Origin of the sequence: Nocardioides sp. AE5, assembly GCF_031844485.1 — a bacterium.
Lineage (GTDB): Bacteria > Actinomycetota > Actinomycetes > Propionibacteriales > Nocardioidaceae > Nocardioides.
This window is the reverse complement of record NZ_JAUZVI010000001.1, coordinates 280,404-306,515: the sequence shown is the minus strand read 5'-3', so window position 1 is coordinate 306,515 and position 26,112 is coordinate 280,404. Positions and strand designations below refer to the sequence as shown.

Here is a 26,112-nt window from a genome sequence, read left to right as displayed (position 1 = left end):
AACTCCCCTCCATCTCAGAATCCGCCGACCCCGGGCACCCGCAGCCGTTCCACCAGCAGCATCACCGCAGCCGTGGTCGCCGCCAGCACCACCGCAGCCGCCAGCGCCATCCCGTAGTTGTGGCTGCCGGGCGTGCCGAGCAGGCGGAAGATCAGCACCGGCAGGGTCGGGTGGTCGACGCGGGAGAGGAACGAGGTCGCACCGAACTCCCCCAGCGAGATCGCGAAGGCGAACCCGCTCGCCGCCAGCAGCGGCCGGGTGATCACGGCCAGGTCGATGGTGAGCACGGTGCGCAGCGGGGAGGCCCCCAGGGAGGCAGCCGCTTGGCGTTGCCGGTCGTCGATGCCGGCCAGGACCGGGGCCAGGGTCCGTACGACGAGTGGCAGCGCAACCAGTGCCTGGGCGATCGGCACCAGCATCGGTGAATCGCGGAAGTTGACCGGCGGCTCGTCCAGGGTGATCAGGAACCCGAAGCCCAGGGTCACCGCGGAGACCCCCAGCGGCAACATGAAGAAGCCGTCCAGGCCGGCGCGCACGCGTCGTTCGGTGGGCGAATGGGAGCGGCGGGTGACGATCACCGAGACCAGCCCCCCGATCAGCAGCGCAAGCCACGTCGCGTCGAACGCCGTACGCAGGGAGTTCACCAGCGCCTCGATGACCGAGGCCTCGACCAGGCTGCCCTGGCCGACCTGGTCCAGGGCGCGATAGTTGGCCAGGCTCCAGTTGCCGTCGTGGCGCAGTGATCCGGTGACCAGGTCGAGCACCGGGAAGGCGATCAGCACCAGCGCCACGCCAGCGGCCAGCACCGCCGGCAGGTCCGTGCGCCGGATGCGGCGGGCGCCGGGCGCGCGGCGCTCCACCGGCACCGGCGCTGCGGCACGCGCCCGGTGGGCCGCATAGAGCAGGAGCGTCACCACGAACAACTGCAGCAGGCACAGCGCCGCCGCGGCCGGCAGGTCGAAGTGGGCCGTGGTGAGCAGGTAGATCTCGGTCTCGATGGTGGCGTAGCGCAGGCCACCGAGGATCAGCACGATGCCGAACGCCGTGGAGCAGAAGAGGAAGACCACGGTGGCGGCCGAGACGATGGAGGTGCGCAGCGCCGGCAGGGTGATGGTGCGGAAGACGCGCCAGCCCCCGGCGCCCAGCGCGGCAGCAGCCTCGGCGGGACGCGGGTCCAGCGACTCCCAGGAGGTGCCGACGGTGCGCACCACGACGGCGAGGTTGAAGAAGACCATCGCGGCGATGATCGGCACCGGGGTGCCGTCGAGTGCGAGCCCGGCCAGGGCACCGGCGAAGAGGTGCTTGAAGGCGATCCCGACCACCACCGTGGGCAGCACGAACGGCACCATGAACGCGGCGCGGAGCACGGTCCGCCCCGGGAAGTCCAGCCGGTGCAGCACGTACGCCGCGGGGATGCCCAGCAGCAGGGTGATCGCGGTGGCCAGCGCTGCAGCCCAGACGGTGAACCAGAGCACGCGGTGCACCCGGGCGCGGCCGAGGACCTCGAGCGCCTCGCCGGGTGCGAACCTGCCGTCGGAGACGAGGCCGAGGCCGACCATGCCGCTGACCGGGAGCACGAAGAAGACGCCGAGGAAGAGCACCGGCACGGCGGCCAGTGCGACCAGGGCGGCGGTGCGCTTCACGGCAGGCGCCTCAACGGCTGATGATCTCCGTCCACCGGGTCAACCAGTCGGCCCGGTTGGCCGCGATCTCCGCAGGGTCGACGTCCTTGGGGTCCGTCGGCTTCTCCGCGAACGCGGCCCAGTCCTCGGGCAGGGCGACCTCGTCGTTGACCGGGAAGACGTACATGCTGGTGGGCAGCGCGGCCTGCACCTCGTCGCTGAGCAGGAAGTCGATCACCCGCTGCGCGCCCTCGGGGTTCTTCGCGTTGCGCAACACCCCGGCGTACTCGACCTGGCGGAAGCAGGTGTCGAGCAGGGCCCGGGTGGTGGTGTTGCCGGCGTCGTCGATGGTGAACGCGGGCGAGGTGTCGTAGGAGACGACGATCGGTCGCTCGCCCTGCTCGGCCGCTGCGGTGAAGGAGCCGTAGTAGGCGTCCTCCCACCCCTCGGCGAGCTCGACGCCGTTGGCCACCAGCTTCTCCCAGTACGCCGGCCACTCGTCGCCGTACTCCGCGATCGTGGCGAGCAGGAAGGCCATCCCGGGAGTGCTGGTGGTGGCGCCCGGGGCGACGAAGAGGTCGCGGTACGTCGGGTCGGCCAGGTCGGCCAGCGACTCCGGCGGCGGCATCTCCCGCGCCGCGAACCAGGCCAGGTCGACATTGACGCAGACCGACGCCTGGTCGATCGGGATCATCCGGTTGGCGCCCTCGCCGTCGAGCCGCAACTCGTCGGCACCCGACGGCAGGTCGACGACGTACTCGGCGAAGACGCCCTCGTCGATGGCGCGGGAGGCGAACGTGTTGTCGACGCCGAAGGCCACGTCGCCGGTGGGGTTGTTGACGTTGAGGGCCAGGGCGTTGGTCAGCGAGCCGCCGTCGCCGCCCTCGGTGATCCGCAGGGTCAGCCCGCTCTCCTGCTCGAACTGCTCGACCAGTTCCGTGGGCAGGTCGAAGGAGCCGTGGACGACCAGGGTGACCGTGTCGTCGCCCGGGTCGTCACCTCCGGCGAAGAGTGAGCACGAGCTGAGCAGCGCGCTGGACAGCAACAGCGCGGTCACCGCGCCGAGGGTGGACACGTGCTTCATTTCCGACTCCCTTCGCCGGTGCTAACCGGATCAGGTCTTGAGGGTCTGCGGCGGTTCCGCACTCTCAGCGCTCCGTGTGGAGGGCTCCCCTGTCTCGTGGCAGACACTCTAGTGGGTATCGCCAGAAGTTCGTCGGGGGGTGACCCGTGCTCGGGGTGCGTGCATCGCAAGGCGGACGAGGGAGGCGATGCGGAGCATCGCCGACTGAGGACAACGCAGCGAGGTGCGTGCTCGGGGTGCGGGACACCCGAAGAACTTCCGATGTGCCCACTAGCCCCGCGTCCCTTCCGGCGCGTGCCCGGGCTGGACAGGCGGGAGTGACGGTTGTCACCTCCACGGATTGTCGATATGGTGACTGGCCTGGCTACTGCTCGGTAATGGGCGTGCCAGCGCAATCGGCCCGGTCGGGAGCCGAGCCGATCTTGAGGCGGTAGGGAGCCGCCTCGGGGAGGGAAAGCACTATGAAGAAGAAGGCTCTGGCCTGCCCGTTTGCGGCTGCCACCTTGATGGCTGGCTCGCTCCTGGCGTTCGCCAGCACCAGCCCGGCCAACGCGGTCTCGGGCACGCTGTCGTATGACTGCAACACCGCCCTTGGCCCCCAGGTGTTCACCGCAGTGGTGGACACCGACGCACCGGAGACCATGGAGGTGGGCGAGGGCGCACCGGTAAACGTGACGTCGACGGTGACCGTCCCTGCCGCGATGGCCGAAACGCTGTACGCCATCGGTGCTCGCAGCATCAGCGGCACGGCCGTGGTGACCTCGACCGTCGGTGGCGAAGAGGTGACTGCCAACCTGACCGTCCCCTCCACCCCGGTTGCTGCCACTGGCGCGCTGGACACCGTTGCCAGCGGCGCCGGTGCCCCGCTGGCACCGACCGAGGCCGGTGACCTGACGATCGAGGCAGGGAACTTCACCACCACGATCAGCGTGTTCAACGAGGCAGGCGAGGAGATCGTCCTCGACGGCCTGCTGCCTGCCGAGGTCTCCTGCGCCCTGCAGGCGGACCAGGACGCCGTGGTCGACACTGTCGCCGTGACCGCGCCTGCCGACGACGAGGATGACGCCGGCAACGAGGACGAGGGCACCGGCGACGAAGGCACCGAGGACACCGGCAACGAGGCGGGCAACGACGACGGGGCCGAGCTGCCCATCGGGTCCAACTCCGGTCTCTGAGGAGCCTGAGTGAGCCGGACCCACCGGCGCATCGCAGGAGCAGTGGCGGCCGTCGTGGCCGCCCTGCTCCTGTGGGCGTTCATAACCAATCCCTTCTCCGATCCGGAGCCCACCGCCACCGACGTCCCGGACCCGGCGGCGACACCGAGCGCCACCCCGACGCCCGAGCCGACACCGGAGCCCACGGCTCCAGCGGCGCAGGAGCCCGGGACCCCGAGCCGCATCATGATCCCCAAGCTCGGCGTCGACAGCGCGGTGGTGCCGATCAAGACCAAGGACCGGATGCTCGACCCGCCGGCGGACGCCAACGTCATCGGGTGGTGGGTCGACGGCGTACAGCCGGGCTCCGCCAAGGGGTCTGCGCTGCTCACCGGCCATTCCGTGCATGACGGGACCGGGGCGTTCATCGACCTGGAGAACCTCGCCGACGGTGACGAGATCGTGGTGCGCACCGACAACGGCGAACTGCACTATGCGGTCAGTGACGTGCAGGTGCTCACCAAGGACGAACTCGTCATGGCCTCCCCGGAGCTCTTCAGCCAGGAGAGCGAGGGGCGCATCGTGGTGATCACCTGTGAGGACTGGGACGGCACTGCCTGGCAGAGCAACGTGATCGTCACGGCGGTCCCTGCCTGACCCGGATACGATGGTGCCGGGAGGACTGATGAGAGGCCGGCATCTCGGGATCGCGCTGGCGGCGGCGGTGGCCGTCGCCCTTGTCGTGCTGTGCGCGAGCGCCCTCTCGGGGTGGCGCGAGAGCGCCGACCCGGCCGCACCACCCGCTGCTGCCAGTCCGGCGCCCACCATTGCACCGACCCCGTCCGTCACGCCGGTCGAGGCGAAGCCGCAGACGCCGGGCAACCCGTCGCGGTTGATCATCGAGGACCTCGGCGTCGACGCCCCGGTGATCCCGATCAAGGCCCCCAACGGCGTGCTCAATCCCCCCGCCAGTCCCTCGGTGATGGGCTGGTGGTCCGAGGGGGCACAGCCGGGCGCGGATCGGGGCTCGTCCCTGTTGACCGGGCACACGATGCGCGCCGGCGGCGCCCCGCTGCAGGACCTGGAGACCGTCGACGTGGGTGCCCGGATCTCGGTGCGCACCGACACCGGCACCCTCGACTATCGGGTCGTCGACGTGGTGGTGCTCTCCAAGGACGAACTCGCCGAGCAGTCGCCGGTCCTCTTCGACCAGGCCAGCGAGCACCGGCTGGTGGTGATCACCTGCGAGGACTTCGACGGGACCGAGTGGCTGAGCAACGTGGTGGTCACCGCGATCCCTGCCTGATCACTGCTCCGCGAGCACCGGACAGTGCGTCCCGCCGGGAGAATAGATCGTCGGCATGCACCGGTTGCAGTGGATGCAGGTGCCGCTGCCACCCGCTTCGGCAGCCAGCCGGTTGACCAGGCCGGGCTCGTGGAGCAGGGCACGGCCCATCACCACGAAATCGAAGCCGAGCCCCATCGCCCGCTCCATCGTGTCGCGCTGGTTGATCCCGCCGAGCAGCATCAACGGGATGGCCAGTTCCTTGCGGAACTCGAGCGCCTTGTCGAGGAAGTATCCCTCCCGGAACGGGTATTCCTTGAGGAAGCCCTTGCCGACCGTGCGCATCCCGATCCGCACCGGCAACGGCATCGAGGCGGCGAACTCCTTCACCGGCGCCCCGCCCCGGAAGAGGTACATCGGGTTCATCAACGAACTGCCACCGGTCAGTTGCAGGGCGTCCAGCGCCCCATCGGCCTCCAGCATGCGCGCGAGATCCAGCCCCTCGGCGGTGGTCAGGCCGCCCCGGAACCCGTCGGAGAGGCTGGTCTTGGCAATCACCGCGGCCTCGTCGCCGATCTCCTCACGGACCGCCCGGACGACCTGGCGGGCCAGCCTGGCCCGGTTCTCCAGCGAGCCGCCGAAACGGTCCCTGCGCCGGTTCAGGCCGGGAGCCAGGAACGAGGAGATCAGGTAGGAGTGGCTCAGGTGCACTTCGAGCACGTCGAATCCGGCATCGACCAGGGTGCGGGCCGCCGCGACGTACTGACGGGTGACGCGGGCCAGGTCGGCGCCCGTGGCGCTGCGGACCATCTGCATCGACAGCGGGCTCGGCATCCGGCTGGCCGCGATCGCCGGTACGCCGTTGGAGCGGCCGTTGGCGACCGGGCCGGCGTGGCCGAGCTGCGCCGAGACCTTTGCGCCCTGTGCGTGGACCGCATCGGCCAGCCGGGCCAGGCCCGGGGCGGTGCGTCGTCCGACCACGACCTGCTCGGCATGGGTGCGCCCCTCGGGCGCCACCGCGCAATAGGCGACGGTGGTCAGGCCGACACCACCGGCAGCGATGGTGCGGTGAAAGTCGACCAGCGCGTCGGTGACCACGCCGTACGGGGTCCGTGCCTCGAAGGTGGCGGCCTTGACCACGCGGTTGCGCAGCGTGACCGGACCGAGCGTGGCCGGGGCGAAGACGTCGGGTCGCATGCCCCCAGACTAGAACAGATTCTAGTTTCCTGGTCGGGAAGACCCTTGTTCCCTGGCCGGAGCGGGCGCACACTGGAATTCAGGCATCCGGGAGATGATCGCCATGCACGACCCACTGCTCCACACCGTCACCGCCACTCGTGAGGTCCTCGACGCCCGCCTGGGCACGGCCGAGTTCCATCGCGCGAACCTGCGCCATCCGCGGGACGGCCACCCGGCGATCGACACGTTCCTGGCCAGCACCAGCCGCCACGTCTCCGCGGCCGTGGAGGTTCTCCATGCCGAGGTGCGCCGACTCGTCCCCGACGGCACGGTCAGGGCACGGGCCCTGGTCACCCGGGCCCGGCGCCTCGAGTTGGCGATGGGCAGCGCCAAGGCGAAGCTGTACGGCGGGGCGCAGGCCGCCCATCTGCCCTGGTCCGAGGTCTGGGCGGGGTTGCACCGTGAGCTCGACGCGTTCATGGCGCTGGAGGAGGAACTGGTCCGCGATCTGGTCGCGCGCAGCACCGCGCTGGCCAGCGACCAGCTCGCCGAGCGGATGCACCGCGCCGAGGTGCGAGCTCCGACCCGACCGCACCCCTACGTCCCGCACCACGGCCCCGCGGGGTGGGTGGCGCGCCGGATCTGCCTGCAGGTGGACCACTTCTGGGACGCGTGCGAGGGCCGGATGGTCCCCGAGCCGGTGCGCCACCACGACCGGGCCAAGGACGGGCCGTTCACGCAGTATCTCCTGGCGGACCCGCACCTGGGCGACTGAGGACGTCAGGCGGTCGTGTAGACCCAGGCCCCGTCGACCAGTTCGCGGATGAACTCGCCCCGCGCGACCAGGAGTTCCAGGTGGGCCCGGGTCTCCAGGGTGGCCAGGGCGGAGTTGAAGACGTCCATCTCGGCGATCCGCCGGTTGCGCTTGGTCCAGGGCAGTTGCTGCGCCACGTCGTACGACGTACCCGGGTTCGCCGCGATCGCGGCACGGCACAGGTCCAGCCGTTCGTCGTGGAAGGCGAGCAGTTCGTCGACCCGGACATGGCTGGAGGCCGTGACCGGTCCGTGCGCGGGCAGCAGTTGCATGTCCGGCAATGCCCGCACCTTGGCCAGTGAGTCGAGGAAGTCGACCAGCGGCTGGTCGGCCAGGACAGGCTCGAAGCCGATCGACGGCGTGATCGTGGGCAGCACGTGGTCGCCGGCGAAGAGGAGGCGCTCGGCCTGGTCGGCGAAGACGAAATGGCCCTGGGTGTGGCCCGGCGTGGAGACCGCGTCGATGGTGCGCGCACCGACCGGGATCTGGTGGTCCTCCTCGAGCCAGGTGTCGGGATAGTCCCAGATGGAGAGGTCCGGAGTTGAGTCGGCAGTGAAGTCGCCCCACTCCTCGGCCAGCGCAGAGGCACCGGCCCGGCGCAGCATCTCGGTGTGCGGGTCCTCGTCGACGTCGGTGGCGTGGATCAGGTCCAGGGTCGGCTTGTCGCCGATGCCCAGCGAGACGTGCGAGCCGAACTCACGGCGTACGGTCACCGCCTGCGTGTAGTGGTCGCGGTGCACGTGGGTGACCAGGAAGCTGCTGATGTCGCTGACCTTGCGCTCGATCGAGGCCAGGGAGCGCTCCAGCAGGGAGCGTGCCTCCTCGATCGCCCAGCCGCCGTCGACCAGGGTGAGCCCGTCGCCGTTGTCGATCGCATAGACGTTGACGGCGCGCAGTCCGTCCATCGGCAGGGGCAGCGGGATGCGGTGTACGCCGGGGGCCACCTCGAAGGCGCCGGGCTCGGTCCAGTCGTCCATCGGTCCAACCAATCACATGAGGTCGGGAAGGTTCAGGTCAAGGTTCGGTGACTGGAGCCCGCCGTCGATCTCGAGGAGCTTCCCGGTGACGTACTGGCCCGCCGGCGAGGCCAGGTAGAGCACGCCGGCAGCGATGTCCTCGGCCTCGCCGACCCGGCCCAGCGGGGTCTTGGTCTCGAGTTGTTCCATCATCTCCGGCACCTGCGCCACGAACTCCAGGGCGCTGGTCATCACCGAGCCGACGAAGATGCCGTTGACCCGGATCCGCGGGGCGAGGTCGGTGGCGGCCAGCCGGCTCCAGTGGGCCAGCGCCGCCTTGGCGGTGCCGTAGGCGAGGTAGCCGCGACCGGCGGTGCGCCCCATCATCGAGGAGATCGAGGTGATCGACTTCTGCCCCTCACCCTTCAGCATCAGCGGGACCGCCGCCCGGGAGAGGGCGTGCGCGGTGCTGACGTTGAAGCGGAACGACTCCTCCAGATAGGCGACGTCGGTGTCGAGGAAGGCGTTGGGGATGGTGCCCCCGACGTTGTTGACCACGATGTCCAGTCGCCCGAGCCCGTCGTACGCCGCCTGGGCCAGGCTCGCTGCCGCGTCGGGGTCGCTGAGGTCGGCCGGCACCACGAGGGCGCTGCGCCCGGCTGCACGGATCGTCTCGGCGACCGCTTCGAGCTGGTCGGCGTGGCGGGCCGAGATGACCACGTCGGCCCCGGCCTGGGCGAGCGCGACCGCGGTGGCGGCACCGATCCCGCGGCCCGCGCCGGTGACCACGGCGACGTGGTCGGTGACACGGAACCGGTCCAGGATGCTCACGAGACCAGTCCGCGGCCGGTGACGTGCATCAGGTCGAGGGCGGTGACGATGCCGGATTCGGCGGCGACCACGTGCGGCACCGTGTTGACCAGTCGCTGGGCGGTGGTGATCATCCCGGAGTCATTGTGGTCGCCACCCTCGCCGCAGTGGGTGAAGTCGACGGTCATGTTCGGCTGGCCGGTGATCTCGACGCGATAGCAGCCGCCGCCCTCGGGCGGACTGGGCCACTCGGGCACCTGGTCGACAGCGGTGCGGGTGACGTGCTCGAGGATCACCTTGTCGACGCCGCCGACCCGGCCGATCACCCGGAAGCGGACCGCTCCCATGGTGCCGGCGGCGATCTCGCCGTTGACGGTGGTGGTGTCCACGGGTGCGGGCCGGCGATCCACCTCCTCGACCAGTGGTTCGTCGAGGACCAGGTCGAGGCCGGCTGCGATCTGGCGCACCACCGAGCCCCAGGCCATCGAGAGCACGCCGGGCTTCCACATCAGCACGTCGGCGTCCACCGGCTTGCCGAAGCCGAAGAGTTCACCGTTGACCACCGGTTGGTAATAGGTCGAGTAGTCGGCGATCTCGCTGACCTTGACGGTGTCGATCCGCTGCGAGAGCGAGGTCATCACCAGGGGCAGTACGTCGTTGGCGAACCCGGGGTCGATGCCGTTGACGTGCAGGCTGGCGTTGCCGCGGGTGCAGGCTTCCTCGACCTCACGCAGCGCGTCCTCCCACAGCACGCCCCACGGATACTGCAGCAGCACCGGGCCGCTGGAGACCACGTTGATCCCGGCGGCGAGGAACGCCTTGAGGTCGTCGATCGCCTCGAAGACCCGGTCGTCGGTCATCGCGGTGTGGATGATGGCGTCCGGCCTGAGGGCGAGCAGGGCATCGCGGTCGTTGGTCGCGACGACGCCGAGGTCGTGGCCGAGCCCGGCGAGGTCCCCGGCGTCGAGGCCGACCTTGTCGGGGTGGGAGACCCAGAGCCCGACGAGTTCGAGGTCAGGGTGGCGGTCGATGCCGGCGATGACGTGGCGGCCGACGGTCCCGGTGGACCAGCCGACGACGCGCAGCGGACGGCGGGCGGAGGTGGGGTGCGTGCTCATTGCAACAATCTAGAACACGTTCCATTTTTTCGGTAGCCCTCCGCGAGGCGGCACGTGTTGACGCGATTCAACATCGAGTCGGCGTCAATTGACGCCGACTCGGCGTCCTAGAGCAGGAAGCTGAAGGCCGGGGAGCCCGGCGGCACCAGTTCGATGGTCAACGGGCTGGCATCCATCCGGTCCAGCAGGCCGGGCAGGTCCCCGGCCGACTCCAGTTCGATGCCGACCAGGGCCGGGCCGGTCTCGCGGTTGTTCTTCTTGGTGTATTCGAAGAGCACGATGTCCGCGCCCTCGACCAGGACGTCGTCGAGGAAGTGGCGCAGCGCACCGGGTTCCTGCGGGAAGGTGACCAGGAAATAGTGGCGCAGACCCTCGTGGACCAGGGACCGCTCCACGATCTCGGCATAGCGGCTGACGTCGTTGTTGCCGCCCGAGACGATCGCGACCACCGGGCCCTCGCCGACCTGGATCCGCTTCGCCGCGGCGCTGGCCAGCGCTCCGGCCGGCTCGGCGATCACGCCTTCGACCTGGTAGAGCTCGAGCATCTCGGTGCAGACCGCGCCCTCGGGGACGCTGACCACCTCATCGACCAGGTCACGCACCACAGGGAAGGTCAACACGCCTGCCTTCCCGACCGCGGCCCCGTCGACGAACGTGTCGATCTCCTCCAGCACGACCGGCTCCCCCACTGCCAGCGCGGCAGCCATGCTCGCCGCACCGGCTGGCTCGGCGCCGATGATCCTCACGTCCGGACGGCGGGCACGCATCCACAGGGCCAGCCCGGAGATCAACCCACCCCCGCCGACCGGCACCACCAGAGTGGCCAGGTCGGGCAGCTGCTCGACGAGTTCGGGGGCGATGGTGCCCTGCCCGACGATGGTCCGGGGGTCGTCGAACGGATGCACGTGCACCGCGCCGGAGGCCTCGGCCAGCTCGTGGGCCGCCGCGGATGCCTGGTCATAGGTGCTGCCGGTGGTGACGAGCTCGACAAGCCCCTGGCCCAGGTCGAGGATCCGGCGCCGCTTCTGCCGCGGCGTGTTCTGCGGCACCACCACGGTGCCCCGGATGCCGAGCGCCGCGCAGGCATAGGCGAGCCCCTGGCCGTGGTTGCCTGCGCTGGCACAGATCACTCCGCGCTCGCGCTCGTCCGCACCCAGGCTCCTGATCAGGTGGTAGGCGCCGCGCACCTTGTAGGAGCGGGCGAGTTGCTGGTCCTCCCGCTTGAGCAGCACCGGCGTCCCGACCTCCGCGGTGAGCCGTGGCGAGGGCATCAGCGGGGTACACCGCACCACCGGGCGCAGCACGTCGGCGGCGCGGTCCACCGCATCGGCATTCAGTTCGGGCAGCTCCACCCGTCCAGCCTAGAACCCGTCAGCGCAACGGATCGAACGCGTCCAGCAACGGGTCACGGGTGCCCCCGGCAATCTGGTCGGCGAGCAGTTGCCCGGTCAGCGGGCCGAGCGCGATCCCCCACATCCCGTGCCCGCCGGCGACATGGATCCGGTCCGAACGCGTCCGCCCGACCAGGGGCAGCCCGTCGGCGGTGCACGGTCGCGAGCCGACCCATTCGTCGTGGCGCGCCTCCCAGTCGACGCCGCGCAGCATCGGGGTGGCCGCGTCGACGATGGCCCTGATCCGGCGCGGGTCCAGGGGCGCATCGGGGCTGCGGAACTCCATCATCCCGGCCACCCGCAGGCCCTCCTCCGGCCTGCCCAACGGCGTACACGCCACCCGCTGCGTCGGGAAGTAGACCGGGCCCGACGGCACCTGGTCGGGATGCACCGTGAAGCTGTAGCCGCGCCCGGCCTGCACCACCCGACGTACGCCGTGGGGCCGGGCCAGTGCGTCGAACCAACTGCCGCTGGCGATCACCGCGGCATCCGCCTCGAACGACTCGTCGGCGACGACCCGGACCCGGGCTCCGCGCTGCCCCACGGCAGTGACGGTGTGGCCATCGAGCACCTCCCCGCCGCGGCGGCGTACGGCATCGGCCAGGGCATGCACGAAGCGGCCGGGGTTGATGAACCGCTGGCCGTGCAGCCGTACGCCGCAGCGCACGGCGGCGCCCAGCCCGGGCTGGAGGGCGTGGATCTCGTCGTGGCCGAGCAGTTCGAACTCGGTGAGCCCGCCGGTCGCGGCGACGTGGGTGAACTCGTCGACCAGCACCTGCCGGTCAGCCTCGCTGGCGAAGGCAGCCAGGAACGGTTCGGCGGGGTTGACCGGCTCCTCGACCCGCCCGTCCCCGGCATGGTCGACCAAGCGCTGGTAGGCGTCCAGCGCGCGGGCGTTGGCCTGGTTGAAGACGGCGATGGCGCGGTTCCACCTGGCCGGGGTGCTGTGTCGCACGAAGCCGACCAGGAAGCGGATCAGCCGCGGGTCGGGGCGCAGCGGGACATAGACCGGGGAATCAGGGCGGAGGGTGGCCAGGATGCCGGACTTGAGGATCGCCGGCTCGGGCAGCGGCAGGGTCAGCGCCGGGGCGAGCCAGCCGGCGTTGCCCCACGAGGAGCCGGCCGCGACGCCGTCCCGGTCGATGACGGTGACCCGGACGCCCTTCTCCTGGAGGAACCATGCGGTGGCCAGGCCGACCATGCCGGCGCCGACGACCACGACGTGCTCGGGCTGCTTGACTGACATGCCTCCATCGTGGCCCGGACCCGGCCGGTCGTCAGTGCGGTTTCGGCCAGTCGGGTCGCCTCCGGGTTGTGGGATCGGCCAAGGTCGCGCTTGCGCACCGGAAAGTTTGCACCTGGTGACTGCGATCCGGTGCCATCTGCGATCAGGGCTGGGCGGTCACTGCCTGGGACGTCGCGCCCGCAGGTCGAGCATCAGCGCCAGCCGGGTCTCCGGGTCGGCCAGGTCGACCCCGCACTCGCGGGCCCTGCGGAGCCGGTTGCGGATCGTGTTGGCATGGACACCGAGGGCCTGGGCCGCGGCACTGACCTCACCCGCATCGAGGAAGGCATCGACCGCGGCGACCAGTCCGGCGTCCTTGTGACGGCGGTCGTGCTCGAGCAGGGTCGTCAGCGGGCTGGCGTCGGCGTGGGTCCGCAGGAAGCCGGAGAGGCGGTCAACGAGCACGTCGGTGAAGACCTCGTCCAGACTGGCCACCCGGCCCAGGGCACCACGGCGTACCAGCGCGTCGGCGACCTGGTCGGCCACCCGTCTCGACTCGGCCAGGTCGCTGGCCTGGCTGGCCGGGGCGCCGATCCCGACGGCCAACTGGGCGCGGCCGCCGAACCGGTTGAGGAAGTCGCCCAGGATCCGGCTCGCCGACGCCGCCGGCAGTACGCCGTACAGACCGCCCGGCAGGGGTGCGCTGAGCGCGCTCGGGGCGACCGCGCTCAGGTGCAGGGTGAGTGGCCCTGCTGCGCGATGGGCGAGCGCCTCCTCGGTGCCGCGGATGGCGACTGCTGCGAGCGGGCCGGCCATCGCACGCCGATCGACGATCTCCCCGGCCTCGGCCCCGCCGGCCAGCAGCGTGGCCACCTGGTCGATCCGCTCGCGGCGGTCCCGGTCGGTGCGCGCATGCTCGGCACGGAGTCGCAGCGTCACCACCGGCGCTGCGTCGCGCAGGATCGCCTCCTGCTCCGCGCTGGGGCCGCCGGGGATCGCTGCCCAGATCGAGCCGACCAGGACGCCCTTGTCGCGCAGGGCAACCGCAGCGCGGGTCACCATGTGCTCGTGCGGCAGGTCGACGGTGACCACGTCGTCGGTGCTGCGGAGCTTGTCGAAGACGCCCGTGGCGGCGAGCGCATCGCGGTAGTGGTGCGGCACCTGCCGGCCGAGGATGGTCCCGATCCGGGCCTCGTCGACGTCCTGCTGGCCGCCGGAATAGGCGAGCACGATGGTGTCGCGGTCCTCGATGGTCACCGGCGCCCCGAGCAGCCCGGCCAGCGCGTTGGCCAGGTCGAAGAGGTCGCCGTCGATGTCGAGGGACATGGGCCGAGCCTACGGCTTCGCGGGCAGCGGACGCGTTGTGATCTGGTGTATCGAATTTGATACAGCCGCTGCATGGCGCCAAGCACAACAGCCCCTGACCGTGCGTTTCCGCGGGCCAGGGGCTGTTCTCGGTGAGCCGCCTGTCGGAATCGAACCGACGACCTTCTCATTACGAGTGAGATGCTCTGCCGACTGAGCTAAGGCGGCGCGCTGCCCGGGAGACGTTCCCCGGGCAACCCGGGGAAGTATACGGCCGGCGCAGGGCGCCGTCGAAATCAGGCGTTGACGGGGGCCTGCTTGGCGTTGATGCCCTCGTACCAGAGCTGCTCCTCGCCGCACCAGCAGGTGTAGGTCATCGCGACGACGCCGTCGATCTTGGCCATCCCGGTGACCTGGCTCGGGAAGATCAGCATCTTCTTGTCGCAGTGCGTGCAGTGGTTGACGAACATGGTGACCTCCTCGGGGACTGGTTGATGTCTGTACCAATTGTCTCCGAAATCCAGGAATAGGAGTAGCCTTGCTTACCTCTGACAGACATAGGAGGATCCTATGCTTTCGCTGCACCAGCTCCGCTGCTTCCTGACCGTCTATGAGTTCGGGTCACTGACCGCAGCAGCCGAGGAACTCGGGCACGCGCAACCGTCGGTCTCCGGCCAGATCCGCGCCCTGGAGAAGAGCCTCGGCGTCGAACTCTTCGCCCGGATCGGCCGCGGCGTCACCCCGACCACCGCTGCCGAGGCGCTCCGGCCGCACGCCGAACGCACCCTGGAGGCCGCCGCCGAGGCACGCCGGGCCGTGATGGCGGTCAGCGCGATCGAGACCGGCACCATCCGGTTCGGGATGTTCGGCACGGCCCGCCTGTACGCCGGCGCGCAGCTGATCGCCGACGTCCTGGCCCGCCATCCCGGGGTCAGGGTGGAACTGGTCGGCCAGAACTCCTCCGACGTCTTCGACGAGCTGCGCCGCGGCCGCCTGGAGGCGGCGATGATCGCCGTACCGCGGGTGCTCAGCGAGGGAATGACCGTGGTCCCGGTCGCCCACGACGAACTGGTCTACATCTCCGCCGACCCGGAGCGGACCCGCACGCCGATCACCGCCGAACAGCTCGCCCACGCCAACATCGTGATGCCCGAGACCACCTTCCGCGCCGAGGACTCCACCCGGATCGTGCTGCGCCAGATGCTCCACGAGACCGGCCACAACCCGAAGACCCGGATCGAGGTGGAGGACGTGGAGACCGCCGTCGAACTCGTCGGGATGGGACTGGCCGACACTGTCATCCCCCGCGGCGCCGCCGACCAGTTGCTGCCCCGGCTCGCACCCAACGCGACCCTCGCCCCGCTGGAGCCGCGCCAGGTCGACACCATCGCCATCGTGCACCGCGCCAACGCGCGCCTCTCCCCCGCAGCGCGCCTGATGATCGAGCTGGCGACCAAGCGGATCCAGTCGATCGCCGAGCCGGTCCCCGGCGTACCGACCCCCTACCGGGCGCCCTGACGATCCGGCAGACAACCATGTCGTCTGCAGTCACCGGGTGACAGCAGACGACACGACAACCCCGCGCAACTCAGGAACAGCGGCTCAGGAACAGTCGACCATCCCGCTGGGCACCTCGCCATCGATCAGGTAGGCCTCGATGGTGTCGTCGATGCAGTCCGAGCCCATGTTGTACGCCGTGTGGCCGTCGCCGTCCCGCTTGAGCAGGATCGCCGGCTCCAGCTGGTCGGCCAGCGCCTCGGCCCACTCGTACGGCGTGGCCGGGTCGCGCGTCGTACCCACCACCAGCAACGGGTCGGCGCCCTTCGCGGTCAGCGGCGGACGCTGCTCGGCCGGCGGCACCTGCAGCCCCGCACACCCGTACAGGCCCCACGCGAAGATGTCACCGAACGTCGGCGAGACCTTGCGGAACTCCTCGATCTCGTCGGGGATGTCCTCGATCGGGGTGAACGTGTTGTCGTCGAGACAGTTGATCGCCCAGATCGCCTCGGAGCTGTTGTCGGTATAGCCGGAGTCCTCGCGCGATCCGTAGTAGTCCGAGAGCTGCAACAACTCCGCCGCGTCCCCCTCCAACGCATCCGAGAGCGCCGAGTCCAGCAGCGTCCAGTAGTCGTGGTTGTAGAGCGGCAGCACGATCCCGTAGAAGGCGTTGCCGACGTCCAGCACCCGCTCCCCGACCTGCATCGGCTCCTCGTCGACCTGCTCGATGAAGTCAGTGATCGTCTTCTTCGCCGCCGCGGTGTCCTCGCCCAGGTAGCAGTCGCCGCCGGCGACGCAGTCATCGAGGTACGCCGTCAACGCCCGCTCGAATCCCATCGCCTGCTGCAGGTCCTGCTCGCGCGAGCTCAGCGACACGTCGACCGCCCCGTCGAGGACCAGGCGCCCGGAGGATTCGGGGAAGAGATCGGCGTACGTCGCTCCCAGCACGGTGCCGTAGGAGGCGCCGAAGTAGATCATCTGCGGCTGTCGCAACGCGCCCCGGAGCACGTCCATGTCGCGCGCCGCCTCGACGGTGGAGATGTGGGCCGAGATGTCACCGCTGCGGGTGGCGCACCCCTCGCCCATCCGCGTCTCCCACTCCTGGAACTCGGCCAGTTCCTCCTCGTCGTCCGGCGACGGGTCGGCTGCCAGGTAGGCATCGAGTTCGTCATCGGTGAGGCAGTCCACCGGCGCAGACTCGCCGGTGCCGCGCGGGTCGAAACCGATGATGTCGAACCGCTCGCGCAGCGGCTCACCGAAGGCGAACTCCGCCTGGTCGGCGTACGACGTGCCCGGCGCACCCGGGCCGCCCGGGTTGACGATCAGCGGACCGACCACGTTCTCCTGGTCGTCGGCAGGGCGCTTGAGGAGCTTGATCTCGATCGTGGTGCCCTCGGGGTCGTCATAGTCCAGCGGCACCTCGAGCCAGCCGCACTCGCGACTCTCGCCGTACATGCCCTGGCAGGTGGACCACTCGATCTCCTGGTCATAGAAGGGCTGCAGTGCCGGGTCGGGGGCCTGCTGGTTGCCATTGCCCGGGTCGTCCTCGCCGGCGCCGGCCGGCGGGCCGACCACGCCGGACGATTCCGGGGATCCGGATCCGCCGTCGTCGAGCACGGCGACCACGGCACCGGCCAGGCCGAGCAGCACCAGGGCCACCACCAGCACCAGGGCAACGATTCGCTTCATGGGACCTGCTTCCTCCGGGACGTGGGTGCTGTGGTCAGGGGCGTTGCGGCAGTTGCAGTGCCACCATCATGGACTCCAGTGCCAACTGGGGCGGCACGTTGAACTCGAGCATCTGCTCGCGGGCAGCGAAGATCGCATCAATCCGAGCCAGGTTCGACTCCGGCGTGGTCACCTGCGCCAGGCGCTCCAGGTCATCGGCCATGTCGGCGTTGACCAGTCCCGCCGCGGCCTGGCCGGTGGTGGCCAGCAGGATGAGGTCGCGATAGACGGAGACCAGGTCCATCAGCCCCCGGTCCACCACGTCGAGGACGCGACGCTTGGCGCGGGTCTTCTGTCCCCGCTCCAGCGCGGCCAGTGCAGGGGAATACTCCCGCGGGCGGCGACCGCGCTCGACCACGCCGAAGGAGGCGTCCAGGTCGGCCTTCTCCTTCACGTCGAGTTCGCTGGTGATCGCCTCGGCCTCCTCCTTGGCCACGTCGTGCATGTTCGTCGCCGCGCCCAGGCAGGCACCGAGCGAGGTGAGCCGCATCGGCAAGGAGACGATCGCCCGGCGCCGGTTGCGGGTCGCCTCGTCGACGGCCAGCGCGCGGGCCCGGCCGATGTGCCCCTGGCTGGCCCGGGCCGCATGTGCGGCCAGCGTCTCGGGCACGCCCTGGGTCGCGACCAGGAAGTCGGCGACGTCGGCGGCCGACGGCGTGGCCAGGGTGACCAGGCGGCACCGGGAACGGATCGTGGGCAGCACGTCCTCGACCGTGGGCGCGCAGAGCATCCACAGGGTCCGCTCGCTCGGCTCCTCGATGGACTTCAGCAGCGCGTTGCAGGCCTGCTCGGTGAGCCGGTCGGCGTCCTCGACGATCAGCACCTGCCAGCGACGCCCGACCGGGGCCAGCGCCGAGCGGCGGACCAGTTCGCGCACCTCGTCGACGCCGATCGAGAGCTTCTCGGTGCGGATCACCGAGACGTCGGCGTGGCTGCCGGCCAGCACCGTGCGGCATGCGTGGCAGGTGCCGCACCCTGCCTGCTCGCACTGCAGCGCGGCAGCGAAGGCAACGGCCGCGTTCGACCGGCCCGACCCGGGCGGCCCGGTGAAGAGGAAGGCATGGCTCATCCCCTGCCCGCGCGCCGCCTCGTCCAGCGCCCGGATCGCGGGCCGCTGGCCGACCAGGGTGTCCCAGACGCTCACGGCGTGCCTGCCCCGGTGGTCCGTTCCAGCAACGGCGCGACCCGCTCCCGGATCGCGGCGGCGACCTCCTCGATCGAGCCACGCGCGTCCAGGACCAGGTAATGCGCCGGGTCGGCCGCGGCCAGGGCCAGGAAGGAGTCGCGCACCCGCTGGTGGAACTCCAGGGACTGGCCCTCGATCCGGTCGCGCTCCTCGAACCGGCCCAGGCCCTCGACAGGCGCCAGGTCGAGTACGACGGTCAGGTGCGGGCGCAGGTCACTGGTGGCCCAGCGGGCGATCCATTCCAGTTCGCCGGTGTCCACCTGGCGCCCTGCACCCTGGTAGGCGAGCGTGGAGTCGACGTAACGGTCCGTGATCACCACGCCGCCGGCGTCGAGTGCCGGCAGCACCACGGTGTCCACGTGCTCGGCCTTGTCGGCGGCATAGAGGAGCACCTCGGTGCGGTTGGACAGGTCGCCGGTGGCCGGGTCAAGCACGATCTCGCGCAGCCTGCGGCCCACGGCGGTGTCGCCGGGCTCGAAGGTGCGGGTCACCGCATGGCCCAGCGACTCCAGCCAGTCGGCCAGGGCCCGGGACTGGGTGGACTTGCCGGCGCCCTCCCCGCCCTCGAAGCAGACGAAGACCCCATGGTCGGAGAAGCGGCCCGGTGACGTCACGCCGTACACCCTAGGGGGTGGTGCCGACAGTGACCGATCAGGACTTCTTCGCCGCCTTCTTCGCAGTCGTCTTCTTGGCTGCCGTCTTCTTCGCTGCGGTCTTCTTGGTGGCCGCCTTCTTGGCGGTGGCCTTCTTCGCGGTCTTCTTCGCGCCGCGCTTGGCCGCCTTCTTCGCCGGCCCCTTGGCCCGACGCTCGGCGAGCAGTTCCGCGGCCCGCTCCGGGGTGATCGCCTCGACGGTGTCGTCCTTGCGCAGGGTGGCGTTGTATTCGCCGTCGGTCACGTAGTCGCCGAAGCGTCCGGACTTGACCACGATGGGCTGGCCGGAGACCGGGTCCGGGCCGAGTTCCTTCAACGGCGGTGCCGCCGCGGCCCGGCCACGCTGCTTGGGCTGGGCATAGATCGCCAGCGCCTCGTCCAGCGTGATGGTGAGCAGTTGCTCCTCCGAGGAGAGCGTCCGCGAGTCGGTGCCCTTCTTCAGGTACGGCCCGTAGCGCCCGTTCTGCGCGGTGATCTCGACGCCCTCGGCGTCCTCACCGACCACCCGCGGCAGCGAGAGCAACTTGACCGCGTCGGCCAGGGTCACCGTCTCCAGGCTCATCGACTTGAAGAGCGAACCGGTGCGCGGCTTCTGCTTCTTCGGCGCATCCTCGGGCAACTGCTCGGTGACATAGGGGCCGTAGCGGCCGTTCTTGGCGACGATGGTGAGTCCGGTCTCCGGGTGGACCCCGAGTTCGGTCTCCTCACCGGCCGGGTTCGCCATCAGCTCCCGGGCCTTGGCCAGGGTGAGCTCGTCGGGCGGCAGGTCCTCGGGCACGTTGGCGCGCTTGGGTGCGCTCGAGCCGTCGTCGTCGGGCCCGGGCACTTCCTCGATGTAGGGGCCGTAGCGTCCCACCCGCAACTGGATCCCCGAGTCGGGGCCACCGATCGGGAAGGTGGCCAGCTCCTTGGCGTCGATCTCGCCGAGCTCGGTGACCAGCGTCTTGAGGCCCTCCACGTCACCGGCGCCGAAGTAGAACTCGGCCAGCTCGGTGTTGCGGTCCTTGCGACCGGCCGCGATCTCGTCGAGCACGTCCTCCATCCGGGCCGTGAACTCATACGAGATCTGGCGCGGGAAGTGCTCGACCAGCAACCGCACCACCGAGAACGCCAGCCAGGCAGGCACCAGCGCGGTGCCCTTCTTGTAGACGTACTTGCGGTTGATGATCGTGGAGATGATCGAGGCGTACGTCGAGGGGCGGCCGATCTCGCGCTCCTCGAGTTCCTTGATCAGGGTGGCCTCGGTGAACCGGGCCGGCGGCTTGGTCTCGTGACCCTGGGCCTGCAGCGACGCCGCGGTGATCCGGTTGCCCTCCTCCAGCTTGGGCAGGCGGGTCTCCTGGTCGTCGCGGGCGGTGGCCTTGTCGTCGGTGCCCTCGACGTACGCCTTGAGGAAGCCGTGGAAGGTGATCACCCGACCGCTGGAGGAGAAGACCACGTCCTCGCCGGTGGCCGCTGCGCCGCCGTAGCGGATCGAGACGGACTGGCCGACGGCATCCTTCATCTGCGAGGCCACGGTGCGCATCCAGATCAGCTCGTAGAGCCGGAACTGCTCGCCGCTCAGGCCGGTCTGGGCCGGCGTACGGAAGTGGTCACCGGCGGGCCGGATCGCCTCGTGCGCCTCCTGGGCGTTCTTCACCTTGGAGGCGTAGGTGCGCGGCTTGTCCGGCAGGTATTCGGCGCCGTACAGCTCACGGACCTGGTCGCGGGCGGCGCCGATCGCGGCGCCCGAGAGGGTCGTGGAGTCGGTCCGCATGTAGGTGATGAAGCCGTTCTCGTAGAGCCGCTGCGCCACCGACATGGTGACCGAGGAGCTCATCCCGAGCTTGCGGCTGGCCTCCTGCTGCAGCGTGGTGGTCCGGAACGGTGCGTACGGCGAACGCTTGTAGGGCTTGGACTCCACCGAGCGGACGTCGTACGTCGTGTTCTCCAGCGCCGCGGCCAGCGCCTCGGCACGGGCGCGGTCGAGATGGATCACCTTGCCGGCGGCGGACGCCTTGAGCTGGCCGTCGTCGCCGAAGTCCGAGCCGCGGGCGGCACGGGCCCCGTCGACCGAGTGCAGCTTGCCGGGGAAGATCCGCGGCTCGTGGCCGGTGCCGGCGTCGAAGGAGCCGTCGATGTCCCAGTAGGAAGCGGCCCGGAACGCCATCCGCTCCCGCTCGCGGTCCACGACCAGGCGGGTCGCCACCGACTGCACGCGTCCTGCGGAGAGCCCGCTCATCACCTTGCGCCACAGCACCGGGGAGACCTCGTAGCCATAGAGGCGGTCCAGGATGCGGCGGGTCTCCTGGGCCTCGACCAGGTCCATCGCGATCTCGCGGGGGTTCTCGACCGCCTCGAGGATCGCGGGCTTGGTGATCTCGTGGAAGACCATCCGCTTGACCGGGATGCCCTTCGGCTTCAGTTCGTCGAGCAGGTGCCAGGCGATCGCCTCGCCCTCGCGGTCCTCATCGGTGGCGAGGAAGAGTTCGTCGGCGTCCTTGAGCAGGCCCTTGAGCTTGGAGATGTGGCTCTTCTTGTCCCGCGGCACGACGTAATAGGGCTCGAACCCGTTGTCCACGTCGACCGCGAGGCGCCCCCACGGCTTGTCCTTGATCTTGGCGGGGGTGTCGGCGGCGTTGTTCGGGAGGTCGCGGATGTGGCCGATCGAGGACTCGACGACATAGCCCGCACCGAGGTAGCCCCCGATGGTGCGTGCCTTCGCCGGTGACTCGACGATGACCAACTTGTGTGCCACTGAACTCGACGCTCCTGTTCTGCCGCTGGGTTGCTCGGGCAGGGTCCTGCCGAGCCCCCGGCGGCTTTACGGTAGCGCGTGGCGCGACAGCGACAACTCCGGCGCCCCATTCCGGGATGGCGACCGGAGCTCGCTCAGCCGACCTTGAGGCCCGCGACCACGTCGTCGAGCACCGCGGCCAACTCGTCGTCACCGATCGGGGTGACCCCGATGAAGACCGCGTACCCCTCCGCGTCGCCGATGTCGACGACGGTCACCTCGGCCAGGTCGCCCTCGGCCTCGACCTCGGGGGTGTTGACCCGGATCTCGGTGCGATAGCTCCACGCCTTGTGCCCGTCGACGGTGGTCTCCTTGTCGTGCACGTCGGTGCTGCCGGTGAAGCCGCTGTAGAGCGTGTCGGTGCGGGTCATGCACTCCTGGATCGCGTGCGCCGCCTGCTGCGGCGTGGTGAACCCGTCGGCCTTCTCGACCCGGCCCACGACCAGGGTGGAGATCCAGTAGGCCTCGATCTCCTTGTAGGCGACATCCGTGTCGTAGGCGAAGGCGAACGCCTCGCCATAGAACGGCTGGGGCGTGAAGCCGTCGGGGACGGTCGCAGTCAGGTTGCCCCCGACGATGCTGCCGGTGACCGGGGTGGAGGTGCGGGTCATCGGGTCGCCGCCGGTGCAGTTCGCGAAATCGGCGCCCGGACCCTTGGTGGTCGGTCCGTCGGTGGGGCCGTCGGTCTCGTCCTCGCTGGGCTCATCGCTGGGCTCGTCGGTGTCGTTGGTCTCCCTGGGGCCCTGGCTGGTCTTCTCGCCGCCGGCGGTCTTGTCGTCGTCGCCGCCGCTGGTCAGTGCCACGGCCAGGCCGATGCCGCCGGCGACCAGCAGCACCGCCACGATCGCGATCACCGGGATCAGCCACTTCGGGCGGCCGTACTCCTGGTGGGTGGGGCCTTGCGCGCCAGCGCCGTACGCTGACTGGCCGTACTGGGTCTGCCCGTAGGAGGACTGGCCGTAGGAGGATTGGCCGTACTGTCCCGGCGTCGCCTGTCCGTACGACGATTGCCCGTACCCGCCCTGCCCTTGTTGGGCCTGCCCGTACGACGACTGGCCATACTGCGACTGGCCATACTGCGACTGGCCGGGGGCCCCCTGTCCGTACGACGAGGAGCTCGCGCCACCCGTGACGTACGGGTTGGCCGACGGGCCGGGATTGGTCGGCGGCTCCGCCGGCGACGGCGCGGATGCTGCCCCGGGGGCTGGACTGTTGGGATCGGCCGTGGTCTCGCTGCTCCACGCGCTCCCGTCCCAGTAGCGGAACCGGTTCGGTTCGCCGGACGGATCTGGATACCAACCTGAGGCAGACACGTTCTGCTCCTTACCTCTGACTCGTGGTGAGGAAACCCTCCACGAGGAGTTCCCGGACCACCGGAAGATACGCCGAATTCGACTCCTGCGCATCCGTGCCCAGCAACTCCGAGAGCGCGGCCAGGATCTGCCCGACGGCCAGGTCGCCGTCGCACGCACCGACCAGCGCCGCCTCGGCCGTGTCCGCCTGGCGGGCGCGGCGCAGCCCGCGCTGCTGGCGCAACACGATGGTGGCCGGGTCACCCGCCCCCGGCGCGCCGAACGTCTCCTGCTGGACGTCCTCGCGCACCACCAGCCGACTGGCCAGGAGCGCGTCGTCATCCAGGCCGGCCAGTTCGTCCACCGCTGCACCCCAGTCGGCGATCGTCGCGGCGATCGGCTGCTCGACGTCCCAGGGCCATTCCTCGAAGCGGAGGGTGGGCTCGGCGTCGGTGCGGCGCAGGTTGATCCAGCCGAAGCCGACCGCCTCGATCCGCTGCTCGGCGAACCAGCTCAGCCACGTGTCGTAACGGCGTACGTAATCGGCGCTGCCCTGCTGGCCGGCGTCCTTGAGCCACAACTCGACGTACGCCGCCGGGTCGAGCACCTCGCGCTGCACCACCCAGGCATCGGCACCGCTGACCCACTCGGCGAGCCGCTCGTCCCAGGCACGGTCCTCGGCGATCACCCAGTTGGCGAGCACCTGGCACCAGCCGCCGGGGTTGAGGTGGCCCGGGGCAGCACGGACGATGTCGGAGACCACCCGGTCGCCGGGCAGGCCGGAGTCGCGGTAGACCAAGCGCTCGCCGGTGCCGGGCGAGATCACGAACGGCGGGTTGGTGGCGATCAGGTCGAACCGCTCGTCGCGGATCGGCTCGAAGAACGACCCGTCGCGCACCTCGATGTTGTCGAACCCGTTGAGGGCGGCGTTGAGCCGGGTGATCCGCAGCGCGCGCTGGTTGACGTCGGTGGCCACCACACGGCCCGAGTGCTCGGCCAGGTGGAGTGCCTGCACGCCGCAGCCGGTGCCCAGGTCCAGGGAGGTCTCCACCTCGTCGCGGATCGTCAACTGGGCAAGGGAGGTGGAGGCCGAACTGATCCCCAGCACATGGTCGGCGCCGACCCGGTTCGGGCTGCCGTCCAGGCCGGGGGTGAGGTCGCTGACCACCCACAGGTCGGTGGACTCGTCGGCGTAGGGGCGGACGTCGAGGCGGGCAGCGACCTCGCTCAGGCTCTGCTCCAGGATCCCCTCCACCGCGAGCCTGTCGACCAGGCCGGGCAGTGCCTGTTCGGCCTGGTCCAGCGGCACCGGCGCCTGGAGCAGGAAGAGGCGGGTCAGCGTCTCCAGCGGGCTCCCGCCGGCGGTGCGGGCCAGGCCGGGCGTGGTCTCGTTGCGGCCCAGTGCCGCATGGGCCGTGGGGCCGAGCAGGCCGGCGACGCCGTCATAGGTGAACCCGGCCGCGACGAGCGCGTCCCTGAGCCGGGCGGGCAGGTCGTTGGTAGTCACAGCGCAGAGCCTACGTCGGGGCGCAGGGTTCCTCGACGAGGTCTCCGCCGCCGGTCCAGCGCACCTCGTCGCGCCACAGCGGTGCGCAGTCGTCGCGGGTCAGCAGGCGCACGTGGGTGCCGTCGTCGATGCCGTTGCCGCGGCACAACTTGGTGCGCACGTAGGCCTCCTCGGTGCCGTCGGCCGTGTGCAGGCGCAGCACCAGGACGTCCTCGTCCACCTCGGGTTGGGTGCACTCCGGTGCCTCGTCGGGGCCGCCGCCGGTGCGTGCCTGGCGGATCGCGGCCAGGACCCGTGCCGATGCGTCCGCGTCGAGCACCCGCGAGCCCATCAGGCCGGGCTGGTCCGGGTCGCCCACGGCGTACTGGCAGACCACGAACCGGTCGACGTGGGCCATCCGCTCGATGAGGAACGGGCGGGCCGGGCGCACCTCGCCACCGGCCTGGGCCGGGTGTGCGCGGGGGCATCCGTTCGCGTCGGCGGCCGGCGCCCGGTCACCGACCAGGCGCCAGCCGATCCCCACCCCGAGGGCGAGTGCCGCCACCACGGCGACGGCGAGGAGCACGGTGCGGGGACGGCGTACGGCGGGTGGGGGTGCGGTGACCTCCAGCGGCGCCGGGTCGAGGCCGGCAACCCGGGCCGCGAACTCCTGGCGGACCGTGTCGGGCGGGTGCGCGGCCAGGGCGCGGGCGAGGTGGGTGCGCGCGGCCCGTTCGGTGCAGTCGAGCACCTCAGCGACCTGGTCGGCACCGTGGTCCTCGTGCAGGTGGAGGACGAGCGCCGCGTGCTGCGGTGCGGCACCCGTGGCGCGCACGATGCGCCGGCGTACATCGAGGTCCGCGGCGTCCACGTCGCTGAAGCGGTGCCAGCGACGACCGGTGGCGGCCATCTCGGTGGTGACCAGCGTGGCGATCGCGCCCGGGTCGATCCCGGGGTCGGCCAACAGGTACGCGAACCGTTGCAGCGCCTTGCTGCGGGCGTTCACCCAGGCGTCGAACTCAACGTCCATGGGCGACGGCGCCCACTCAGCCGGGGCTCGCGGCGTCCGCGCTCTCGTGGATGGCGAAGACCTTGGCCAGGCCGGTGATCCGGAAGATCTTCAGCAACCGCTCCTGGTTGCAGATCAGCTGCAGCGAGCCGTCGTGGGCGCGGACCTTCTTCAGGCCGCCGACCAGCACGCCGAGGCCGGTGGAATCGAGGAACTCGACACCCTCCATGTCCACGATGATGTGGTAGACGCCCTCGCCGACGAGTTCAGTGATCTTGTCCCGCAACTTGGGCGCGGTGTAGACGTCGATCTCGCCCTCGACGGCGACGATGGAGGCACCATCGGCCTCGCGCGTCACAAGCGTCAGGTCCACGTCTCTCCTCCGGCACCGGGTCGCCTCGTCGTGTCGAGATAGGGAGTCCACCCCAACTCTTCTCGCCTTATCAAAGCATGTACCTCCACATTTGCGCACCTTGGCCACACCAAGTGGACGCATCCGGGACCGATCCGGTTCCCTGCCGGTGGCTGGACTACCTTGACCA

General features: G+C 70.3%; 23 protein-coding genes, 1 tRNA gene and 1 riboswitch. Of the genes, 5 read left to right on the top strand and 19 right to left on the bottom strand.

Going from position 1 to position 26,112, the window contains the following annotated elements:
• Positions 1 to 14: 14 nt before the first annotated feature.
• Both Q9R27_RS01385 and Q9R27_RS01380 read right to left on the bottom strand, forming a co-directional pair.
• Positions 15 to 1,643: an ABC transporter permease subunit gene (locus tag Q9R27_RS01385; RefSeq protein ID WP_311250531.1), complete on the bottom strand. Its 1,629-nt coding sequence runs from the start codon at positions 1,641 to 1,643 to the stop codon at positions 15 to 17.
• 10 nt (positions 1,644 to 1,653) lie between these two features.
• Positions 1,654 to 2,706 (bottom strand): thiamine ABC transporter substrate-binding protein, encoded by a 1,053-nt coding sequence (locus tag Q9R27_RS01380; protein ID WP_311250530.1) that lies wholly within the window; start codon positions 2,704 to 2,706, stop codon positions 1,654 to 1,656.
• A riboswitch (TPP riboswitch) is annotated at positions 2,697 to 2,807 on the bottom strand. It overlaps the preceding gene by 10 nt.
• A gap of 360 nt (positions 2,808 to 3,167) precedes the next feature.
• On the opposite strand from Q9R27_RS01380, the gene Q9R27_RS01375 reads away from it, so the two are divergent.
• The 3 genes from Q9R27_RS01375 to Q9R27_RS01365 are packed head-to-tail and all read left to right on the top strand — an operon-like array spanning position 3,168 to position 5,166.
• Positions 3,168 to 3,881, top strand: coding sequence for a DUF6801 domain-containing protein (locus Q9R27_RS01375; protein WP_311250529.1), 714 nt, complete (start codon positions 3,168 to 3,170; stop codon positions 3,879 to 3,881).
• Between the two features lie 9 nt (positions 3,882 to 3,890).
• Positions 3,891 to 4,517 (top strand): class F sortase, encoded by a 627-nt coding sequence (locus Q9R27_RS01370; RefSeq protein ID WP_311250528.1) that lies wholly within the window; start codon positions 3,891 to 3,893, stop codon positions 4,515 to 4,517.
• Positions 4,518 to 4,545: 28 nt separating this feature from the next.
• A complete protein-coding gene (locus tag Q9R27_RS01365) occupies positions 4,546 to 5,166 on the top strand; it encodes a class F sortase (protein WP_311250527.1) in 621 nt (206 codons plus the stop codon).
• Here the strand turns inward: Q9R27_RS01365 and Q9R27_RS01360 are convergent, their stop codons facing one another.
• Positions 5,167 to 6,342 carry an NADH:flavin oxidoreductase gene (locus tag Q9R27_RS01360; RefSeq protein WP_311250526.1) on the bottom strand — a complete coding sequence of 392 codons (1,176 nt, stop codon included), beginning with the start codon at positions 6,340 to 6,342 and terminating at the stop codon, positions 5,167 to 5,169.
• A gap of 94 nt (positions 6,343 to 6,436) precedes the next feature.
• On the opposite strand from Q9R27_RS01360, the gene Q9R27_RS01355 reads away from it, so the two are divergent.
• The gene (locus tag Q9R27_RS01355; RefSeq protein ID WP_311250525.1) at positions 6,437 to 7,099 is read left to right on the top strand and encodes a hypothetical protein; all 663 of its coding nucleotides are present in this window, start codon (positions 6,437 to 6,439) and stop codon (positions 7,097 to 7,099) included.
• A 5-nt stretch (positions 7,100 to 7,104) separates the two neighbouring features.
• Here Q9R27_RS01355 and Q9R27_RS01350 read toward each other — a convergent pair whose 3' ends face one another.
• The 8 genes from Q9R27_RS01350 to Q9R27_RS01315 form a co-directional block, all read right to left on the bottom strand.
• Positions 7,105 to 8,115, bottom strand: coding sequence for an MBL fold metallo-hydrolase (locus Q9R27_RS01350; RefSeq protein WP_311250524.1), 1,011 nt, complete (start codon positions 8,113 to 8,115; stop codon positions 7,105 to 7,107).
• Positions 8,116 to 8,127: 12 nt separating this feature from the next.
• Positions 8,128 to 8,925: an SDR family oxidoreductase gene (locus tag Q9R27_RS01345; RefSeq protein ID WP_311250523.1), complete on the bottom strand. Its 798-nt coding sequence runs from the start codon at positions 8,923 to 8,925 to the stop codon at positions 8,128 to 8,130.
• Positions 8,922 to 10,022 carry a diacylglycerol kinase gene (locus Q9R27_RS01340; protein ID WP_311250522.1) on the bottom strand — a complete coding sequence of 367 codons (1,101 nt, stop codon included), beginning with the start codon at positions 10,020 to 10,022 and terminating at the stop codon, positions 8,922 to 8,924. The genes Q9R27_RS01345 and Q9R27_RS01340 overlap by 4 nt, the downstream gene beginning before the upstream one ends.
• Before the next feature lie 107 nt (positions 10,023 to 10,129).
• Positions 10,130 to 11,374 carry a threonine ammonia-lyase IlvA gene (ilvA, locus tag Q9R27_RS01335; protein WP_311250521.1) on the bottom strand — a complete coding sequence of 415 codons (1,245 nt, stop codon included), beginning with the start codon at positions 11,372 to 11,374 and terminating at the stop codon, positions 10,130 to 10,132.
• 19 nt (positions 11,375 to 11,393) lie between these two features.
• Positions 11,394 to 12,659: an FAD-dependent oxidoreductase gene (locus Q9R27_RS01330; RefSeq protein ID WP_311250520.1), complete on the bottom strand. Its 1,266-nt coding sequence runs from the start codon at positions 12,657 to 12,659 to the stop codon at positions 11,394 to 11,396.
• A gap of 156 nt (positions 12,660 to 12,815) precedes the next feature.
• Positions 12,816 to 13,964, bottom strand: coding sequence for a helix-turn-helix domain-containing protein (locus Q9R27_RS01325; RefSeq protein ID WP_311250519.1), 1,149 nt, complete (start codon positions 13,962 to 13,964; stop codon positions 12,816 to 12,818).
• A 134-nt stretch (positions 13,965 to 14,098) separates the two neighbouring features.
• Positions 14,099 to 14,171, bottom strand: a tRNA-Thr gene (locus Q9R27_RS01320).
• A gap of 68 nt (positions 14,172 to 14,239) precedes the next feature.
• Entirely contained in the window at positions 14,240 to 14,413 is a 174-nt protein-coding gene (locus Q9R27_RS01315; protein WP_311250518.1) for a hypothetical protein, read from the bottom strand.
• Positions 14,414 to 14,513: 100 nt separating this feature from the next.
• Between Q9R27_RS01315 and Q9R27_RS01310 the strand changes: the two genes are divergently transcribed.
• Positions 14,514 to 15,461, top strand: a complete 948-nt coding sequence (locus Q9R27_RS01310; protein ID WP_311250517.1) for a LysR family transcriptional regulator — start codon at positions 14,514 to 14,516, stop codon at positions 15,459 to 15,461.
• Positions 15,462 to 15,545: 84 nt separating this feature from the next.
• Here Q9R27_RS01310 and Q9R27_RS01305 read toward each other — a convergent pair whose 3' ends face one another.
• The 8 genes from Q9R27_RS01305 to Q9R27_RS01270 form a co-directional block, all read right to left on the bottom strand.
• Positions 15,546 to 17,129 (bottom strand): alpha/beta hydrolase, encoded by a 1,584-nt coding sequence (locus Q9R27_RS01305; protein ID WP_311250516.1) that lies wholly within the window; start codon positions 17,127 to 17,129, stop codon positions 15,546 to 15,548.
• Between the two features lie 34 nt (positions 17,130 to 17,163).
• Complete coding sequence (locus tag Q9R27_RS01300; RefSeq protein WP_311250515.1) at positions 17,164 to 18,312, bottom strand: DNA polymerase III subunit delta'; 1,149 nt, start codon at positions 18,310 to 18,312, stop codon at positions 17,164 to 17,166.
• Positions 18,309 to 18,968: a dTMP kinase gene (gene tmk / locus Q9R27_RS01295; RefSeq protein WP_311250514.1), complete on the bottom strand. Its 660-nt coding sequence runs from the start codon at positions 18,966 to 18,968 to the stop codon at positions 18,309 to 18,311. The genes Q9R27_RS01300 and tmk overlap by 4 nt, the downstream gene beginning before the upstream one ends.
• A 37-nt stretch (positions 18,969 to 19,005) precedes the next feature.
• Positions 19,006 to 21,744, bottom strand: a complete 2,739-nt coding sequence (gene topA / locus Q9R27_RS01290; RefSeq protein ID WP_311250513.1) for a type I DNA topoisomerase — start codon at positions 21,742 to 21,744, stop codon at positions 19,006 to 19,008.
• 134 nt (positions 21,745 to 21,878) lie between these two features.
• Complete coding sequence (locus Q9R27_RS01285; protein ID WP_311250512.1) at positions 21,879 to 23,096, bottom strand: DUF2510 domain-containing protein; 1,218 nt, start codon at positions 23,094 to 23,096, stop codon at positions 21,879 to 21,881.
• A 10-nt stretch (positions 23,097 to 23,106) separates the two neighbouring features.
• On the bottom strand, positions 23,107 to 24,582 hold the full coding sequence (locus Q9R27_RS01280) for a class I SAM-dependent methyltransferase (protein ID WP_311250511.1): 1,476 nt from the start codon (positions 24,580 to 24,582) through the stop codon (positions 23,107 to 23,109).
• Positions 24,583 to 24,592: 10 nt separating this feature from the next.
• Positions 24,593 to 25,591, bottom strand: a complete 999-nt coding sequence (locus tag Q9R27_RS01275) for a hypothetical protein (protein WP_311250510.1) — start codon at positions 25,589 to 25,591, stop codon at positions 24,593 to 24,595.
• Between the two features lie 16 nt (positions 25,592 to 25,607).
• Complete coding sequence (locus Q9R27_RS01270) at positions 25,608 to 25,943, bottom strand: STAS domain-containing protein (RefSeq protein ID WP_311250509.1); 336 nt, start codon at positions 25,941 to 25,943, stop codon at positions 25,608 to 25,610.
• Positions 25,944 to 26,112 lie beyond the last annotated feature (169 nt).

What these genes read in the sequence shown, in the direction of transcription:
- Q9R27_RS01380 (WP_311250530.1), bottom strand. Translation starts at nt 2,706, where the DNA reads ATGAAGCACGTGTCCACCCTCGGCGCGGTGACCGCGCTGTTGCTGTCC.
- Q9R27_RS01375 (WP_311250529.1), top strand. Translation starts at nt 3,168, where the DNA reads ATGAAGAAGAAGGCTCTGGCCTGCCCGTTTGCGGCTGCCACCTTGATG.
- Q9R27_RS01365 (WP_311250527.1), top strand. Translation starts at nt 4,546, where the DNA reads ATGAGAGGCCGGCATCTCGGGATCGCGCTGGCGGCGGCGGTGGCCGTC.
- Q9R27_RS01360 (WP_311250526.1), bottom strand. Translation starts at nt 6,342, where the DNA reads ATGCGACCCGACGTCTTCGCCCCGGCCACGCTCGGTCCGGTCACGCTG.
- Q9R27_RS01355 (WP_311250525.1), top strand. Translation starts at nt 6,437, where the DNA reads ATGATCGCCATGCACGACCCACTGCTCCACACCGTCACCGCCACTCGT.
- Q9R27_RS01350 (WP_311250524.1), bottom strand. Translation starts at nt 8,115, where the DNA reads ATGGACGACTGGACCGAGCCCGGCGCCTTCGAGGTGGCCCCCGGCGTA.
- Q9R27_RS01340 (WP_311250522.1), bottom strand. Translation starts at nt 10,022, where the DNA reads ATGAGCACGCACCCCACCTCCGCCCGCCGTCCGCTGCGCGTCGTCGGC.
- Q9R27_RS01330 (WP_311250520.1), bottom strand. Translation starts at nt 12,659, where the DNA reads ATGTCAGTCAAGCAGCCCGAGCACGTCGTGGTCGTCGGCGCCGGCATG.
- Q9R27_RS01325 (WP_311250519.1), bottom strand. Translation starts at nt 13,964, where the DNA reads ATGTCCCTCGACATCGACGGCGACCTCTTCGACCTGGCCAACGCGCTG.
- Q9R27_RS01315 (WP_311250518.1), bottom strand. Translation starts at nt 14,413, where the DNA reads ATGTTCGTCAACCACTGCACGCACTGCGACAAGAAGATGCTGATCTTC.
- Q9R27_RS01310 (WP_311250517.1), top strand. Translation starts at nt 14,514, where the DNA reads ATGCTTTCGCTGCACCAGCTCCGCTGCTTCCTGACCGTCTATGAGTTC.
- Q9R27_RS01305 (WP_311250516.1), bottom strand. Translation starts at nt 17,129, where the DNA reads ATGAAGCGAATCGTTGCCCTGGTGCTGGTGGTGGCCCTGGTGCTGCTC.
- Q9R27_RS01275 (WP_311250510.1), bottom strand. Translation starts at nt 25,591, where the DNA reads ATGGACGTTGAGTTCGACGCCTGGGTGAACGCCCGCAGCAAGGCGCTG.